The sequence below is a fragment of the Pantoea sp. X-Soil-ISGK-259 genome (genome assembly GCF_059730705.1).
Genome location: NZ_AP035986.1, coordinates 3,755,830 through 3,772,853, shown reverse-complemented (window position 1 = coordinate 3,772,853; position 17,024 = coordinate 3,755,830). Strand labels below are relative to the sequence as shown.

General features: G+C 56.5%; 15 protein-coding genes. 7 read left to right on the top strand and 8 right to left on the bottom strand.

Going from position 1 to position 17,024, the window contains the following annotated elements; translation table 11 throughout:
• The first annotated feature begins 189 nt into the window (after positions 1–189).
• Together AC6I77_RS17995 and iolB are read left to right on the top strand one after the other, a co-directional pair.
• Positions 190–1,695, top strand: a complete 1,506-nt coding sequence (locus tag AC6I77_RS17995) for a CoA-acylating methylmalonate-semialdehyde dehydrogenase (RefSeq protein WP_039660848.1) — start codon at positions 190–192, stop codon at positions 1,693–1,695.
• A gap of 119 nt (positions 1,696–1,814) precedes the next feature.
• Positions 1,815–2,633 carry a 5-deoxy-glucuronate isomerase gene (iolB, locus tag AC6I77_RS17990; protein ID WP_039660847.1) on the top strand — a complete coding sequence of 273 codons (819 nt, stop codon included), beginning with the start codon at positions 1,815–1,817 and terminating at the stop codon, positions 2,631–2,633.
• 92 nt (positions 2,634–2,725) lie between these two features.
• On the opposite strand, the gene AC6I77_RS17985 is transcribed toward iolB, so the two are convergent.
• Complete coding sequence (locus tag AC6I77_RS17985) at positions 2,726–3,574, bottom strand: MurR/RpiR family transcriptional regulator (protein ID WP_003852174.1); 849 nt, start codon at positions 3,572–3,574, stop codon at positions 2,726–2,728.
• Positions 3,575–4,065: 491 nt separating this feature from the next.
• On the bottom strand, positions 4,066–5,979 hold the full coding sequence (locus AC6I77_RS17980; RefSeq protein ID WP_033762672.1) for a bifunctional 5-dehydro-2-deoxygluconokinase/5-dehydro-2-deoxyphosphogluconate aldolase: 1,914 nt from the start codon (positions 5,977–5,979) through the stop codon (positions 4,066–4,068).
• A gap of 545 nt (positions 5,980–6,524) precedes the next feature.
• Between AC6I77_RS17980 and iolD the strand changes: the two genes are divergently transcribed.
• The 3 genes from iolD to iolE all read left to right on the top strand — a co-directional run bounded on the left by iolD (position 6,525) and on the right by iolE (position 10,482).
• The gene (gene iolD, locus AC6I77_RS17975) at positions 6,525–8,465 is read left to right on the top strand and encodes a 3D-(3,5/4)-trihydroxycyclohexane-1,2-dione acylhydrolase (decyclizing) (protein WP_008926298.1); all 1,941 of its coding nucleotides are present in this window, start codon (positions 6,525–6,527) and stop codon (positions 8,463–8,465) included.
• Positions 8,466–8,527: 62 nt separating this feature from the next.
• On the top strand, positions 8,528–9,538 hold the full coding sequence (gene iolG / locus AC6I77_RS17970) for a bifunctional inositol 2-dehydrogenase/D-chiro-inositol 1-dehydrogenase (protein ID WP_003852177.1): 1,011 nt from the start codon (positions 8,528–8,530) through the stop codon (positions 9,536–9,538).
• A 47-nt stretch (positions 9,539–9,585) separates the two neighbouring features.
• Positions 9,586–10,482, top strand: coding sequence for a myo-inosose-2 dehydratase (iolE, locus tag AC6I77_RS17965; RefSeq protein WP_003852179.1), 897 nt, complete (start codon positions 9,586–9,588; stop codon positions 10,480–10,482).
• Between the two features lie 49 nt (positions 10,483–10,531).
• Here iolE and AC6I77_RS17960 read toward each other — a convergent pair whose 3' ends face one another.
• Together AC6I77_RS17960 and AC6I77_RS17955 are read right to left on the bottom strand one after the other, a co-directional pair.
• A complete protein-coding gene (locus AC6I77_RS17960) occupies positions 10,532–11,086 on the bottom strand; it encodes a DcrB family lipoprotein (protein ID WP_003852180.1) in 555 nt (184 codons plus the stop codon).
• Positions 11,087–11,408: 322 nt separating this feature from the next.
• On the bottom strand, positions 11,409–12,074 hold the full coding sequence (locus AC6I77_RS17955) for a 7-cyano-7-deazaguanine/7-aminomethyl-7-deazaguanine transporter (protein ID WP_003852182.1): 666 nt from the start codon (positions 12,072–12,074) through the stop codon (positions 11,409–11,411).
• Positions 12,075–12,278: 204 nt separating this feature from the next.
• Here AC6I77_RS17955 and tusA point away from each other — a divergent pair, with 204 nt between their 5' ends.
• Positions 12,279–12,530, top strand: coding sequence for a sulfurtransferase TusA (gene tusA, locus AC6I77_RS17950; RefSeq protein ID WP_003852184.1), 252 nt, complete (start codon positions 12,279–12,281; stop codon positions 12,528–12,530).
• A 53-nt stretch (positions 12,531–12,583) separates the two neighbouring features.
• Here the strand turns inward: tusA and AC6I77_RS17945 are convergent, their stop codons facing one another.
• Both AC6I77_RS17945 and AC6I77_RS17940 read right to left on the bottom strand, forming a co-directional pair.
• A complete protein-coding gene (locus AC6I77_RS17945) occupies positions 12,584–14,869 on the bottom strand; it encodes a zinc/cadmium/mercury/lead-transporting ATPase (protein WP_497817185.1) in 2,286 nt (761 codons plus the stop codon).
• 96 nt (positions 14,870–14,965) lie between these two features.
• Positions 14,966–15,595: a lysoplasmalogenase gene (locus AC6I77_RS17940; protein WP_003852187.1), complete on the bottom strand. Its 630-nt coding sequence runs from the start codon at positions 15,593–15,595 to the stop codon at positions 14,966–14,968.
• A gap of 145 nt (positions 15,596–15,740) precedes the next feature.
• On the opposite strand from AC6I77_RS17940, the gene AC6I77_RS17935 reads away from it, so the two are divergent.
• On the top strand, positions 15,741–16,097 hold the full coding sequence (locus AC6I77_RS17935; RefSeq protein WP_110410949.1) for a DUF2500 domain-containing protein: 357 nt from the start codon (positions 15,741–15,743) through the stop codon (positions 16,095–16,097).
• A 26-nt stretch (positions 16,098–16,123) separates the two neighbouring features.
• Here the strand turns inward: AC6I77_RS17935 and AC6I77_RS17930 are convergent, their stop codons facing one another.
• Entirely contained in the window at positions 16,124–16,396 is a 273-nt protein-coding gene (locus AC6I77_RS17930) for a DUF1145 family protein (RefSeq protein ID WP_003852192.1), read from the bottom strand.
• Positions 16,386–16,985: a 16S rRNA (guanine(966)-N(2))-methyltransferase gene (gene rsmD / locus AC6I77_RS17925; RefSeq protein WP_003852194.1), complete on the bottom strand. Its 600-nt coding sequence runs from the start codon at positions 16,983–16,985 to the stop codon at positions 16,386–16,388. The genes AC6I77_RS17930 and rsmD overlap by 11 nt, the downstream gene beginning before the upstream one ends.
• Positions 16,986–17,024 lie beyond the last annotated feature (39 nt).

Genomic DNA, 17,024 nt, shown 5'->3' with positions numbered 1-17,024 from the left:
GGTCAGACAAGGGTGGACAATAAAAATGCGATCTGTGCCGCTAAAATCAAATTTTCCAAAAATAACTATTTGAAAAATTTATTCCACTGTAATAGCTTCATAGCACGCTTTCAGGTTTGCCTGGTCAGGCAGTGTGGCAGGCCACAGGGCCCGTCTGCAGGGAACTTAACCATCTTAAGAGGCAACATCATGACAACCATAGGTAACTTTATTGGCGGTAAAATCACGTTCAGCGCCAGCAACGAAACCATTCCTGTTTACGATCCGGCAACCGGCAAAGTGGTTCGTGAACTGACGCAAAGTACCGCTGATGAAGTGGCTCAGGCGATTGGTGTCGCGCATGACGCATTTTCAGCCTGGTCTAAAACTTCGCCGCTGCGTCGCGCCCGCGTTCTGTTTAACTTTAAAGCCCTGATGGAGCAGCATCGTGATGAGCTGGCAGCGCTGATTGTCTCTGAGCATGGCAAAGTCTGGTCCGATGCACTGGGTGAACTGACGCGTGGCATTGAAGTGATTGAGTTTGCCTGCGGGATCCCTCATTTGCTCAAAGGCGAATATTCCCCGAACGTCGGCGGCGGCGTTGACAGCTTCTCGCTGATGCAGCCGGTTGGCGTCGTGGCGGGCATTACGCCGTTCAACTTCCCGGCCATGGTGCCATTGTGGATGTTCCCGATCGCACTGGCCTGCGGTAACACCTTTGTCCTGAAGCCACCGGCGCTGGATCCGTCTGCGGCCGTGCGTATGGCCGAGCTCCTGACCGAAGCGGGCCTGCCGGATGGCGTATTCAACGTGGTGCACAGCTCTAATGAAGATGCTGAGCAGCTCTATAAGGATCCGCGCATTGCCGCGGTGAGCTTCGTCGGCTCTTCAGGCGTAGCTGAGCATATCTATAAGACCGCCAGCGCCCACGGCAAGCGAGTGCAGGCATTTGGCGCGGCGAAAAACCACGCTATCGTTATGCCGGATGCCGATCTGGATGCCACCGTTAACGCCATCATGGGCGGTGCGTTTGGTTCTGCCGGTGAACGCTGTATGGCTCTGCCTGTTGTTGTCGCCGTGGGTGATGACACCGCTGACAAGTTGATTGCCCGCCTGACACCGCTGGTGAAAGCACTGCGTATCGGCCCGGGAATGAGTCAGGGTGCCGATGAAAATGAGATGGGTCCGGTGGTCTCCGCTGCGCACCAGAAGAAGGTGCTGGGTTACATCGACAAAGGCGAGCAGGAAGGTGCGAAGCTGGTGGTGGATGGCCGTAACGTGCAGGTTGCGGGTCACGCAGAAGGTTACTACGTTGGCGGCACGCTGTTTGATAACGTCACCTCTGAGATGGTGATCTGGCGTGAAGAGATTTTTGGGCCGGTGCTGAGCATCATGCGCGCACCGGATTACGACAGCGCACTGCAACTGGTTAACAGCCATGAGTTTGGCAACGGCAGTGCGATTTTCACCAGCAACGGTCACACCGCGCGTGAGTTTGTGCAGAACGTTGAAGCGGGCATGGTGGGTGTCAACGTGCCGGTTCCGGTGCCGATGGCATTCCACAGCTTCGGTGGCTGGAAGCGTTCCGTATTTGGCGCGCTCAATGTCCACGGGCCGGACGGCGTGCGCTTCTATACGCGCATGAAAACCGCCACCGTGCGCTGGCCGTCCGGTCAGCAGACCGTGTCTGAATTCAGTATGCCAACCTTAGGCTAATTTATTTCAACGTCGATCACGGTGTGCGACCGGCAGGATAGTCTGCCGGTCGCTTTGTTCGCTGGCATTGCGCCCGCGTGACACTCGCCGTGTTAATCGTGACAGAGAGGAGGATCGGGATGTCTTTACTGTCGAAAGCACAGGCCCCTGACGCACAGGGCCGTATTCAGCATGTCACACCTGAGCGTGCTGGCTGGCGTTATGTCGGGTTTGATGCTTATCTGCTGAAGAAAGGGGAAACCCTGCGCCTCAACAGTGGTGATAAAGAGCTGTGTCTGGTGCTGGTGGCCGGGCTGGCCTCGGTGAAAACCCGCCATGCTGAGTTTCCCGGTATCGGTAAGCGCATGTCGCCTTTCGAACGCGTGCCGCCTTATTCCGTTTATGTGCCGCATGATGATGAAGTGGAAGTGTATGCAGACAGCGATCTTGAACTGGCAGTCTGTAACGCGCCCGGTCAGGGAAATCTGCCTGCACGACTGATTGCACCAGCGGATGTGGGTGTTGAGCATCGCGGAAAAGGGCGCAATCAGCGCCTGGTGCATAATATCCTGCCTGACACTGAACCGGCTGACAGCCTGCTGGTGGTTGAGGTTTATACCAACGAGGGCGATACCAGCTCGTATCCCAGCCACAAGCACGATCAGGAGGAGAGTGAAAACGAAACCTACCTGGAAGAGACCTACTATCACCGTTTCGATCCGGAGCCTGGCTTTGCCATGCAACGCGTCTACACCGACGACCGCTCACTGGATGTCTGCATGGCACCCTATAATCGCGACGTGGTGATGGTGCCGCGCGGCTATCATCCGGTGGCGACGCTGGCAGGTTACAACAACTACTATCTGAACGTGATGGCGGGGCCGGTGCGGTTGTGGAAATTCAGCTGGGAGAAAGATCACGCCTGGGTGAACAGCGACAGCTATCCGCGCAACGCGTAAATCACGGCGGTTTTAGCAGGCGTGCATAGTGCGTGGATAGCCTCAAAAAGGGCAGCCGATTGGGCTGCCCTTTTTACTGTGCGGAACGAAGGTTACTGAGCGGAACTCTCGGCGTTGTTCAAAGCCAGTGACACCGCAAGCGTCTGTGCCAGGCAGAGTGAGGCAACCTGCGAACGGAAGCCATCGACCTGCGCTTCACGCACCACAAAGCAGACATCACTAAAGGCGGCCAGCGGGCTAACCTGACTGTCGGTAATAGCAATCTGATGCGCGCCACGTTTAGCACCCATTTCGACCACTTCGACCGCTTCACGCGCATAAGGCGAGTAGCTGATCGCAATCACCACATCTTTCGGGTTTACCAGGCTGAGCTGCTCAGTAAACATCCCGCCCAGGCCATCAATCAGAAACGCGCGACGCTCCAGGTGACGCAGCGCGTAAACCAGATAGGAGGCGACGCTAAAGGAGCGACGCAGGCCGATGACATAGATGTTCTCAGCCTCATTCAGCAGTTTCACTGCCTTGTTCAGCTGCTCAGGATTAACCTGCATCGCCAGTTGCTGCAACGCCTGGCTGTTCACCATCGTAAAGACGTTGAGGATCTCCGCTGGGCTTTCAGGGGCACTGGCGCTGTCGTCCGTTGAGGTCTGACGAAACAGGCGAGCGCGCTCGGTATAGTTGACCGTCTCCTCCATCAGGTGCTGACGAAAAACCTGTTTCATTTCGTTGAAACCGCTGAAGCCAAACGCATTCGCAAAACGGATCAGCGTCGACGGCGGCACATCGGCCTGCTGGGCAATCGAAGCGACGGTATCGAAAGCAATACTGTTACTGTTATCAAGGATGTAGCGCGCAACCTGTTTAAGACGCTTGCTCAGTGTTTCATAGCGGCGACGAATATCGTCCTGCAAGAGAGAAAGTTGGGTGGGATTATTGTTCATCACTTCTGCCCGTATAATTAGAATAATGGCTGCATAATGAGCGCTATATTACCAGATGGATGGAAAATTTCATTTCTTTGCGTTAACGGCGCAGTTTATTTCATGGCTTTATGAAATGGTTCACAGATTAGCTTTAGCGCCCGAGGCGTGACTCTTCGCGGGCAATGTCAGGCTGAAAACCGGGATGAAATGCCAGCAGGCTGGGAGGGTAACCAGTAAAAAACGCCATCCCGGTTGGGATAGCGTGATGAAAGAGTCTGTCTCTGCGTGCTATGAGTTCGCGCAGGCTCAGGTAACATGGTCAGATCGGAAAGTCGCTTAAGCCATCCATGGCCGCTCGGCCCGCCCCGTCCCTGGCGCGGGACGCTTTCCTCCTCTGACCATGTTACCTGCGCGTTGAGCTTATTTGTTGCTGCAACCTTCACCCTGCCTTGAGTAAGTCAGCCGTCTGAGGCCATCGCGGTTGAGACAGTCTATAGCAGAGCATGAAATCAGGCGCGGGCAGCACGCCAGTACTCAATCAGCCGCAGATAATTGCCTTTAACGGTCTCAATCAGCGCCTGATCGTCCAGTTCACCCTGCAGCCACTGGCGCGAAGGCTGACCAAAGATGGTGCGACCCACCGCAAAGCCTTTCACCCAGGGCGCGTTGGCCGCCGCGGCAAAGCCCGCTTTAAGCTTCTCTTCAGGCGCATCCAGACCGAGCAACAGAATGCCGCGACAGTGGGGATCCTGCTGCTCAATCAGCGTGCTGATCGCCTGCCAGCTTTCCGCGGACAGCGGTGGCAGTTTCCACCAGTCAGGCTGGATGCCCAGACTGTAGAAATGCGCCAGCATATTAAGGTAATAGGCTTCATTTTTATCCGGGTTGCTCTCCGGCAGAATCACTTCCAGCAGCAGCTCATGCCCGCTTTTGTTACAGCCATTCCAGACGTCGAGCACCACGTCATCCTGCTCTTTACGCAGTTCAGCACTGTCGTGAGGATGATAAAACACCAGACATTTCACGACGTGCTCGGCGGGCCAGTCGATCAGCTGCGAGCCAATGTTGCCATGCTCCAGGCGCAGCGGACGTGAGCTCGGCAGCTCAATCGGACGGCCAATCCACCAGTTCTTCCCGGTGATGGCATTCAGCGCTTTCTGACCATAGGTGGTATCCGCCAGAATACCGCTCTTATTCTCTAATCCCGCCTCTCTGGCGGCCTCCTGAGCGGCTTCCAGCAGCAGCAGTTTCAGCTGTGGAATACGGCTTTCATCCACGCCCGCTTCCTCCGCCATGTCCGCCAGTTGTTTGCGATGATCAAAAGCGAAAACGTTCAGCTCCGGCCACGCCTGCTTGCGGGTGGTCACGCGGTGCAGGTGGTTGAGACGACTGTCGAGATCGGGACGTTTCACCTCTTTGTCGCGGCTCAGGAAATCATCCAGTTCCGCTTTGGTTGGCATGGCCGGGGCACAGCCGTGGCGTGAAACCACCAGCGCCCCACAGGCGTTGGCGTAACGGCACGCCTGCTCCCAGCCTTCATCATTCAGCCAGCCGCGCAGCAGGCCAGACATAAAGGCATCACCCGCGCCCAGCACGTTGAGCACGTCAACGCGCACGCCGGTGTGCAGCTGAGTCTCTTCCCAGCTATCCGGGATATCCCCTTCAAATACCACGCAACCCAGCGGACCGCGTTTGCAGACAAGCGTTGCCAGGCTCGCCTTGCGAACGTTCTTCAGAGCAGTCAGGGTATCGGTGCTGCCACCGGCAATGTGAAACTCCTCTTCGGTGCCGACGATCAAATCGAAATAGTGCACCACTTCCTGCAACTGTTGCGTAACCTGGGAAGACTCAATGAAACGCGTTTCACCATCACCCAGAGAGGTCAGCCCCCACAATACCGGGCGATAATCAATATCCAGCGCCGTTCGCAGACCGTTGCGGCGGGCGATATCCAGCGCTTTCAGCACAGCTTCACGGGTTTGTGGATGCGATAAGTGAGTACCGGTTACCGCTACCGCGCGGGAAGAGGTAATAAAGGTTTCATCAATATCTTCCGGCACCAGCCCCATGTCAGCGCAGTTATCACGGTAGAAAATCAGCGGAAAAGTCTCTTCGTCTTTGATGCCCAGGATCACCAGAGCCGTCAGACGCCGCGGATCGGTGATCAGCGCATCGGTATTACAGCCGACGCGCTGCAACGCTTCACGCAGAAAGCGACCATTATGCTCATCTCCCACCCGCGCCAGCATCGCTGATTTCAGCCCCTGAATCGCGGTGCCATAGGCGACGTTGCCTGAGGAACCGCCCAGATATTTCGCAAAGGAGGTGACATCTTCCAGCCGCGCTCCAATTTGCTGGCCATAAAAATCAACGGCAATTCGCCCGATACAAATCACATCAAGCGGCTTCTGTTGTGTACTCATACCTGTGGTTTCCTCTTGTGATTAGCAGGGCTGGCGGGCGAAAAGGTCGACGCTATATTCGCTCTGCATCCGGGTCTGTGGGTGTCTGACTGACAATGGGAGAATTATGAGGAATAAAAATTCCATATTCAATACGAAATGAAATATCCATCGCAATTTTGTGAACCAGGTAAAACTCCTGATTCTCTTCCGTCTGCGCAGTCTTCGTCGGCACGATGTCCGGTATGCCAGGGTTGTGAAGGGGATCGCAGGAATCCGCACGCCAGTCAGGCATGCTGCTGCATTGAAATAAATTTTTTCATCATGTGCCACTCTCTGTTAAACGTTCCAGATTTCCCCTCTGCAATCCCCCGTCACACCTGAAGCCGCCATTAAATTTGATCTCACTCGCAAAATGAAATGTTTCTTCTGTAATCGTGTTTTATGAAAAAAATATTTGTTTATAATCGCCTCACGTTTCAGTTATTCCGGTCGCCTTTTCCGCCCATGACAACGCCTGGCGTGCTGTTGCGGAAGTCGGGGTCCACCAGCATGTAAGGAAGAATATGAGCACTATCAGACTGACCACGGCACAGGCGCTGGTTAAATTTCTGGATAATCAATTCATTGATGTCGATGGCGTTGAAACGAAGTTCGTCAAAGGTATCTTCGCGATCTTCGGCCATGGCAACGTGCTGGGGCTGGGCCAGGCGCTGGAACAGGATAGCGGCGATCTGATGGTTTATCAGGGCCGTAATGAGCAGGGCATGGCCCATGCTGCCACCGGCTTTGCACGCCAGTCACTGCGCCGTCAGATTATCGCCTGCAGTTCATCCGTGGGGCCTGGTGCGGCGAATATGATCACTGCCGCCGCGACGGCGACAGCTAACCGCATTCCGCTGCTGCTGTTGCCCGGCGACGTCTTCGCTACCCGCCAGCCCGATCCCGTGCTGCAACAGATTGAGCAGAGCTACGACCTCAGCATCAGCACCAACGACGCCTTTCGCGCCGTCAGCAAATACTGGGATCGCGTCAGCCGCCCGGAGCAGCTGATGTCCGCCTGTATTAATGCCATGCGCGTACTCACCGATCCGGCTGAAACCGGCGCGGTCACGCTCTCTCTTCCGCAGGATGTGCAGGGCGAAGCCTGGGATTATCCGGACTACTTCTTCCAGAAACGTGTGCACCGTCTGGATCGCCGTCTGCCGGTGGCGGCGCAGCTGGCAGATGCCCTGACGCTGATTAATCGTAAGCGCAAGCCGATGATTATCTGCGGCGGCGGTGTGAAATACTCCGAAGCGGGCGAGGCGCTGCGCCAGTTTGCTGAGCGTTATCAGATTCCCTTTGCCGAGACGCAGGCGGGCAAAGGCACGCTGGTTTCTGACCATCCGCTGAACGTCGGCGGCGTGGGTGAAACCGGCTGTCTGGCCGCTAACCTGCTGGCAAAAGAGGCCGATTTAGTGATCGGCATCGGCACCCGCTACACCGATTTCACGACTGCATCGAAATGGATTTTCCAGCATCCCGATGTCAGCTTCCTGAACATCAATGTCAGCAACTTCGACAGCTACAAGCTGGATGGCGTGCAGCTGCTGGCCGATGCCCGCGAAGGGCTGACCGCGCTCACCGCCGCGCTGGCCTCACAGCACTACAGCAACGACTGGGGCAATCAGATTGAGCAGGCGCAGAGTCAGCTGTTGAAAGAGACGCAGCGCGTCTACCAGGTGGAATATCACGATGGCGACTTTGTGCCGGAGATTGCTGACCATCTCGACCGCGAAGCGGTGTTCGCTGAATTTAACCGCCTGACCCAGTCGCTGCTGACGCAAAGCAGCGTACTCGGCACACTGAACGAGCAACTGCCAAAAGATGCGGTGGTCGTGGCAGCGGCAGGCAGTCTGCCGGGTGACCTGCAGCGCGTCTGGCGCACCAAAGATTACAACGCCTACCACGTTGAATATGGCTACTCCTGCATGGGCTATGAAGTGAATGCCGCGCTGGGTGTGAAGCTGGCGCAACCGCAGCGCGAGGTCTATGCGTTGGTCGGTGATGGCTCCTTTATGATGCTGCACTCAGAGCTGGTCACCTCGATTCAGGAAGGGGCGAAAATTAACGTGGTGCTGCTGGATAACATGACCAACGGCTGCATCAATAACCTGCAGATGGAACACGGCATGGACAGCTTCACCACCGAGTTCCGCTTCCGTAACCCGGAAGGCGGCAAGCTGGACGGCGGTTTTATCCCGGTCGATTTCGCCGCGATTGCTGCCGGTTATGGCTGCAAAACCTATCGTGTCACCACGCTGGAGCAGCTCAAAGCGGCGCTGGAAGATGCCCGCACCCAGACGGTTTCCACCCTTATCGACATCAAAGTGCTGCCTAAAACCATGATCCACAAATATTTCAGCTGGTGGCATGTCGGTGTGGCGCAGGCGTCGAAGACCGAACGCGCTCAGGCGGTGGCGGACAAGCTCAACAGCCATCTGGATCAGGCGCGCAAATATTAATTTCCGGGCCGTGCTGCGGCCCGTTTTCCTCTTCTCCGTACGAACCCTACACAGGTGTAATTATGACTTTGAAACTTGGTGTCATCGGTACAGGTGCAATTGGTCAGGAACATATTCGCCGCTGCAGCCATGTGCTGCAGGGTGCCCAGGTGGTTGCCGTCTCTGACATCAATGTCGAAGGCGCGCGTGCTGCACTGCAGCGCCTGAACATTGAGGCGGAGGTGTTCGAAAATGGCCACGATGTGATTCAGTCACCGAATGTTGATGCGGTGCTGGTCACCTCATGGGATCCAACCCATGAAGAGTTCACCTTAGCGGCGATTGCCGCCGGTAAACCGGTGTTCTGTGAGAAGCCGCTGGCGATGAGCGCCGAGGGCTGCCGCCGGGTGGTGGATGCAGAGATTCAGGCCGGTAAACGCCTGGTGCAGGTCGGCTTTATGCGTCCTTACGATGCGGGCTATCGCGCCCTGAAAAAAGTGATTACCGATGGCGATATCGGTGAGCCGCTGATGCTGCACTGCGCGCACCGCAACCCGACCGTGCCAGAGAACTACACCACGCCGATGGCCATCACCAACACCCTCATCCACGAGCTGGATGTGCTGCGCTGGCTGACAAACGACGACTATAAAACCGTGCAGGTCATCTTCCCGCGCGTGACGTCGAAGTCGCATGGTCAGCTGAAAGATCCGCAGATCGTCCTGTTCGAAACCCACAAAGGGGTGCGTATCGACGTTGAGATTTTTGTTAACTGCGCTTACGGCTATGACATTCAGTGTGAAGTGGTCGGTGAAGAGGGGATTGCTCGTCTGCCGGAGCCTTCATCAGTACAGCTGCGCAAAGATGCGCGCCTGTCGAACACCATTCTGGTGGACTGGAAAGATCGCTTTATCGAAGCGTATGACGTTGAGCTGCAGGCGTTTATCAACGACATCAAAGCGGGCCAGCTTACCGGACCTTCTGCATGGGATGGCTTTGCCGCCTCCGTGGCCGCCGATGCCTGTATCAAAGCGCAGAACAGTGGTGCGATTGAGCCGGTAGAGATGCCGCCACGTCCTGCTTTCTATAACTGATTCAGCTGTCTATGCGGCCTGGCCGCTCTCCGCCTGGGAATGAGAAAATGAACAAAGAGAACGTAAAACTGGCTATCGCGCCGATCGGCTGGACCAATGATGACATGCCGGATCTCGGCAGTGAAAATACTTTCCAGCAGACCGTGAGCGAGATGGCGCTGGCTGGCTTTACCGGCAGCGAAGTGGGCAGCAAATACCCGCGCGATCCGGCGATTCTGAAACCGATGCTCGACATTCGCGGCATCCAGATCTGCAACGCCTGGTTCAGCACCTTTTTCGCCAACGGTGACAAAGAGAAAACCATCGAACAGTTCATCGAGCACATGAACTTCCTGCATGCGATGGGCGCACGGGTAATTGGCTGTTCTGAGCAGAGTAAAAGTATTCAGGGCACCGGGCTTGCGGTGTTTGAAGAGAAAGCGATTTTCAGCGATGAAGAGTGGCAGTTAACGGCAGAAGGCTACAACGAACTCGCCCGCATCGCAGCGGATAAAGGGATGCGCGTGACGCTGCATCACCACATGGGCACTGGCATTCAGACCACGGAAGAGATTGACCGGTTTATGGCGATGACTGACGAGCAGGTGGGTTTGCTCTATGACACTGGCCACGTTTACTACTCCGAAGGCTCTCAGCAGAAGATGCTGGCGGTACTGGAAAAATATCTGCCGCGCATCTTCCACGTTCATCTCAAGGATGTGCGTGATGAGGTGGTCGCTGAGGTGCGGGAGAATCATCTCTCATTCCTGGAAGGCGTGAAAAAGGGCACCTTTACCGTGCCTGGCGATGGCGTGATCGACTTCAAACCGGTGTTTAAAATTCTGGATGATTACGGCTACAAAGGCTGGATGGTGGTGGAAGCGGAGCAGGATCCGGCGCTGGCCAATCCTTTTGAATATGCCGTGAAAGCGCGGAAATATATCCGGGAAAATACAGGTTTATAATCTGCTCTGAATAAAGGCTGGCTTCCCCGTGGGAAGCCAGCCTTTTGTTTTACTTCAGCGTAATGCTTTTCACAATGTTGTCTGCATCGCTCTGCGCCTGCTGCTGATTATCGCCTGGCAGCGTAATCTGCAGTGTCACCAGCTTGCCATCGACTTTAGCCAGCACCACGGAAGACCATGAGGTCTGATTGTTGGCAGAAATCACCGTATCCAGCTGCTGTGCGGGCTGATCTTTCAGCGTCACAGATTTGTTCGACACCACCTGCAGCTGCGGGTCGCGGTTACGCTGCTGCTGTTCCATGCGCTTCGACAGCACATCCAGCCCATCACTGGTCGGGTCGCCGGCAATCACAATAATGGCGCGGGCACCGGTTTCATCTGCGTAAACGTGCATGTTCGTAGTCTGCGAACCCAGTTTACCGCTTTTATCTGACATGCCTGGTGGCAGTGAGAAGCTCAGTTTGCCATCCATCAGCGTGACAGTCTGTGCCGACTGACTGGCGCTGACGCCGTTGTCATTCGCCGCTTCATCTTTCTTCTGGTCACAGGCGGCTAAGCCCAATACCAGTAAACCCATTCCTACATATTTCACCAGATTGCGCATCAGAATCCCTTTTTAAGTTTCCAGTCAGGCAGTAATACAACAGGAATCAGGCTGCAAACGCAACCTGATGATTGTCAGAAGATCTTAGCGGGTAATGGCGGAAATGGTATGGGCTCTTAGCGCCTGGCCAATCAGACTATTTTTTTGTCATTCTGAACCTGGGCAGTGCTCACACAGGCTGCTTTAGCAACCTGAACGCCCGTCAGGGCGGCCCTGAAGGGGCGAGCGCAGCGAGTAATCCTCACGAACTACGTGTACTACGGATTGTTCCGCGCTGTCCGTGTCCAGACTGCCTGCAACAATAACGTCTGATAAACCCGGCTCAGCCGAAATTGACCTGGCGGGCGGTCTGGCGTTCCGCCAGACGCTTCAGCGCGGCGTTGAGGAGTACGCCGTAGGCGGGCAGGAAGAAGACCATGCAGATAAGCACTTTGAAGCTGTAATCCACCAGTGCAATCTCAACCCAGTGCTGCGCCATAAAGGCATCAGGACTTTTGTAGAAGGCGATGAAGAAGAAGGCCAGCGTATCGCTGATATTTCCCAGGAACATGGCACAGCCGGGTGCTATCCACCACTGTGGCAGACGACGCAGACGGTTGAATACATGAACGTCGAGGATCTGACCCAGCGCGTAAGCCATGAAGCTGGCGCAGGCGATACGGGCAACAAAGAGATTCATGACTTCCAGTGCCTGCCAGCCCTGCCATTCACCCTGATAAAACAGTGCCGAAACGCCGTAAGAGATAAACAGCGCCGGGATCATCACAGCCAGAATAATGCGTCGGGCCAGCGGTGCGCCAAAAATACGCACGGTGAGATCGGTCGCCAGGAAGATAAAGGGAAAGCTGAATGCACCCCAGGTGGTGTGGAAGCCAAAGACAGAAATTGGCAACTGAACCAGATAGTTACTTGATGTGATCACCAGCAGGTGAAACAGCGACAACCAGAAAAGCGCATGCATGCGCTGACGTGAAGAAAATGCGAGCATATTCAACCTTTTTAATGTTGGGGTGAGGGAACCCATTGCGGGACGCCGTTCGGGCAGCGCCTGGCAGTTTTATGAGCAAAAAGCGGCGGCATCTTACCGCGTTGTGCTTTTTATGCAATGGTTAATTTTAACGCAATCGTTATCGCCTTGCTTCACCGCCAGCACGCGCTAGAATAGGCGCCCTTTTGCTGAACTGAGTTGATTATGAGCGATGCTTTTTCCTCTGCCGATCATCAGCTGGATGCCCGTGGCCTGCGTTGCCCGGAGCCGGTGATGATGGTGCGCAAAACCGTACGCGGCCTGCAGGATGGCGAGACGTTGCTGATTATCGCCGACGATCCGGCGACGACGCGCGACATTCCCGGCTTCTGCCGCTTTATGGAACATGGCCTGCTGGCGCAGCAGACCGACACGCTGCCTTATCAATTTCTGATTCGTAAAGGCATGGCGGGTTAACGACAGCCGTTCGGGCCGTCGTTAACTTTACTCATCGATCAGAAGCCTCACACTCAGGCGCGACGACGCAGTAACCGCAAGGCGTTGGCAGTGACCAGCGCGGTCGCACCGGAATCTGCCAGCACCGCCAGCCACAGTCCGGTCAGGCCCATCAGGGTAGTGACCAGGAAAATCGCCTTCAGACCCAGCGCAATACCGATATTCTGGCGGATGATGCGCCGTGTCCGGCGTGCCAGCGCAATCATCGGGGCCAGATTGCTGAGCTGATTTCGCGTCAGGGCCGCATCGGCCGCTTCCAGCGCGACATCAGTGCCGCTACCCATGGCAATGCCCAGCGTCGCCGCTTTCATCGCCGGGGCGTCGTTAATACCATCTCCGACCATCGCCAGCGGCTGCTGCTGACTCAGTTCACGGATGGCCGCCACCTTATCGGCGGGCAGCAGGCTGGCGCGATAATCGATATCGAGCTGGCGGGCAATGGTTGCTGCGGCGCGAGGATTGTCACCCGTCAGCATCAGGCTCTCAATGCCCAGCTTTTTCAGCGCCTTTAACGCCTCCACGGCGTCGTCGCGCAGTTGATCGCGCAGGGCCAGCGCACCCAGCGCTTCGCCATCGCGCATCAGCACTACCAGCGTTTCACCTTCGGCTTCCTGTTGCGCTATCTGCGCATTTTGCTTCGGCGTCAGACCGGGAGCATGGCCTGGCGTCAGCAGCTGAATCTGCTGGCCTGAGACCTGCGCACGGATACCACGTCCGGCCTGCACCTGCTGATCCTGTGCGTCAGGAATCACCAGCTCACGCGCCTGCGCGGCCGCCACGATGGCGCTGGCCAGTGGATGGGTCGCACCCTGTTCCGCAGCGGCGCTCAGCGCCAGCATCTCTGATTCGCTGGCCTCGCCAAATCGCAGGATCTGCGTCAGTTGTGGCTTGCCCAGCGTCAGTGTGCCGGTTTTATCAAACGCCATTCTGCGCAGCGAACTCAGCCGCTCCAGCGCCGCACCGCCTTTAATCAGCGCGCCCTGTCGCGCCGCCGCCGCCAGCCCGGAGGTAATCGCGGCGGGCGTGGAGATCACCAGCGCACAGGGGCAGCCAATCAGCAGCAGCGTCAGACCTTTGTAGATCCACGGCTGCCAGTCGCCTGCGAAAAGCAGGGGCGGCACCACCATCACCAGCAGCGACAGCAGCATCACCAGTGGCGTATAGATGCGACTGAACTGATCGATAAAGCGTTCTACCGGCGCACGGTGCGTTTCCGCCTCCTCAATCAGCTGCAGGATACGGTCAATCGCGCTTTCACCCGGCTTCGACACCACTTCCAGCATTACCTGCCGATCCACGCTGGTGGCGCCGGCGAGAATCTTTTCGCCGCTGGCCCGCGTGACCGGTAATGATTCTCCGGTCAGCGCGCTCTCATCGAAACTGGCAAGCGGGCTGATTAAACGGCCGTCGACCGGCAGGCGGCTGCCCGCCGCGACTTCAATCACATCGCCGGGTTGCAGCGCCGCCAGCGGTACTTCACGACGTTTGCCCTGTTCAAGGCGAATAGCCGACTCAGGCCGCAAGGCCATCAGGCTGGTGACGCCGCTGCGCGCCCTGGAAGCGGCATAGCTTTCCAGCTGTTCGCCCAGTTGAAACAGCACCAGCACCATCGCGGCTTCAGCGTGCGCGCCAATAATCAGCGCACCGGCTGACGCCAGTGTCATTAATGTCTCAATGGTAAAAGGCGATCCGCTGCGAATGCGCTGCCATGCACCGCGTGCGACCGGGATCAGGCCGACCAGCGTGGTCAGCACAAACAGCCGATCGCCCCAGGCGGGTGCGAACTGGCTGACGACGCTGCTGACGAGTACCAGCAATGCCAGCAAAATCAGCATCCGGTTCTGTTGCCAGCCCGGAGTGGCTGCCGTGGCGGGTGACGAGGCTGATGGAATGGCGAGCTGAAAACCGGCTTTTTTCACCGCCTGTTCAACGGCGTTTTGCACATCCTGATCGGCGTTGACGACCAGCTTTTCGCTGCTGAACAGCACGCGGGCGTCGGTCACGCCTTTTACCTGACGGACGGCGGTTTCAATGGTGCGGGCGCAGCTCGGGCAATCCATCCCGCTGACCTGCCAGCTAAAGGGCCAGGAGCCTCGCCGGTCACTTTCCTCAGCGGCGTCGGCGTCATTGCCAGGGCTGCTGTTACTGTCACAGCAACAGCCCGCTGTATCCGCCGTTACGGGTGTAGCAGCATGAATAGAAAGGGAGAGGGGACGGGCCTGACGAACCTGGCACAGCGGTTTCGCTGCGGCGTGGCTGGCACGCGGTTTGCCGCAGCCACAGGCGTGATGTTGATGCATATGACCTCCAGAGTGTAAAAAAAAAGCGGGATGAGCAACCCGGCTCATCCCGCTATCCTACACTCTGGAGTGAACTCCAGAGTCAAGGCTATTTTCTCAGACGACCCACAATGAGCGCACGATCATAAAATGACCGGCAAAGTAGCAGGCGGCGACGATCGCGCTGTCAGCGGTGAAGCGACGGCGATAGTGCGAGATAAACCAGACGGCGTTTGCCAGCAGCAGCAGGCCGGCACCGACCATGATAGAGAAGCTGTAATCAGTTGGACGGAAGAAGTACTGCTCGGTCGCTATCCAGGTCATCACCAGCGTCATGCCGATAAACGTACAGACAGGCCAGCGAAGATCTTCCAGTCGGCTCCAGATGATGCCAGTCAGGGCGGCACCGATAATGAGCAACGTTAGCGGAATCGGCCAGAAGAAGGTCATGGTCATGCTGGCGGCGAAGCAGAGCGTATAAAGCAGGTGCGACAGGAAGAAAGCCCCGACGGCATAGAGCATCTGCTGACGCGGCAGCAGCGTTAACGCATCACCGACCAGTGTCGCGACCAGACCGGCCAGAATCAGGTAGTCCGTGGTCTGCAGCACCGGCGCCTGCCAGGCCAGCCCGACAAGCAGCAGCAGTGTGACCGGTTTAAACAGCCAGCGTTGCCACTGAGGGCCGCGATAGGTGGCGTCGACATAGAGCCAGCCGGAGAAAAGTACAGCGAGGAAAGACCAGAGCATTGTTTCTCCCTTTTTTACTCAAAGTGGTGAAAGATCCCAAAATATCCCTTCCAGTTTAGGTTAAGCCCCTGAGATGTGACAATCGGTCAACTCTGGTTGTATGCTTTACCGCCTGATTAATTTTCCCCGCAGGCACAAGAGCACTATGAGCAAACCGCCGCTAATCTTTATCATTGTCCTGGCGATAATCGCCGTGCTGGCGACCCGTCAGTTCATTAAGCAACGCCGTGAAGTGGCGGTCAATGATGCCTCACCGGTGCGTTCTCTGCAGGCCGAGGTCAAAACTAAACGTGAATTTCCTTCTCCCAATCGCCGTTCACGGCAGCGTGAGGTGATCGCCGGAGAAGAGATGCGGTATGAGGTGCTGTTTCATCCACTGAACGGGGCCAGCGACATCAAGGTGCAGCTGAAGGAGGCGGAATATCATCAGATGGATAAAGGCGCGAGAGGCGAGTTGAAGATGCAGGGCACGCGCTTTATCAGCTTCACGCCCCTGCAGTAACCGGCGGGCATAGCGCCCGCACGACACTATTTCTTGCGTGGGAAGTTTTTCTTCTGCCAGGCGACCAGTTCGAACACCCCGAACAGAAACACTTTGGCCTGGGTGACGCGGTCAATTGGCGGCGCATCTTTGGTCTGCGTGGTGCGCAGTAAAACCAGCTGCAGGCCATGCATCAGGATCATGAAAATCAGCGCAACGTTGATAAAATACGTCAGCGGTTTCGGGTAGGGATGAACCAGATTAGCCAGTAAAAATCCCCACACGCATAGCATCAACAGACGCCCCAAATTAAGTAACATCCTGCGTCTCCTGTTGACGTTGATACAAACGATAAGCCACTTGTCCGGCTATTTTCTCGCGATAAAGATCCCACTCGGGCGGCACCGGCGGTGCGCCATTTTCCACTTCACTTTCGACGTAAATCAGTGCCTGGTCGGCCAGCCAGTGATTCTGCTCCAGCAACTGCAACGTCTGCTCCAGCAATCCCTGACGAAACGGCGGATCAATAAACACCACATCGAACGGGGTACCCGGCTGTGCCAGCCAGTTTAACGCATTGGTCTGAATCACAGTGCCATTGCTCGCGCGCAGCGTCTGCAGATTTTTTGTCAGCTGTTGTGCCACAGGCCGTTCCAGCTCCAGTAGCGTAGCCGATCCCGCGTAACGCGATAGCGCCTCCAGTCCTAATGCACCGCTACCGGCAAAGCAGTCGAGGCATCGCGCCTCTGGCAGCACCGGGGCCAGCCAGTTAAACAGTGTCTCACGCACCCGATCGGTGGTCGGGCGGAGTCCGGCACTGTCCGGCACCGGCAATTTACGTCCGCGCCACTGGCCGCCAATGATGCGAATCTGCCCGGCACCGCCTGTACTGCGGGGGTTTTTATTCATCTTGCTCACAACTCGTCATAATTTGTTGCGTAGTTTAAC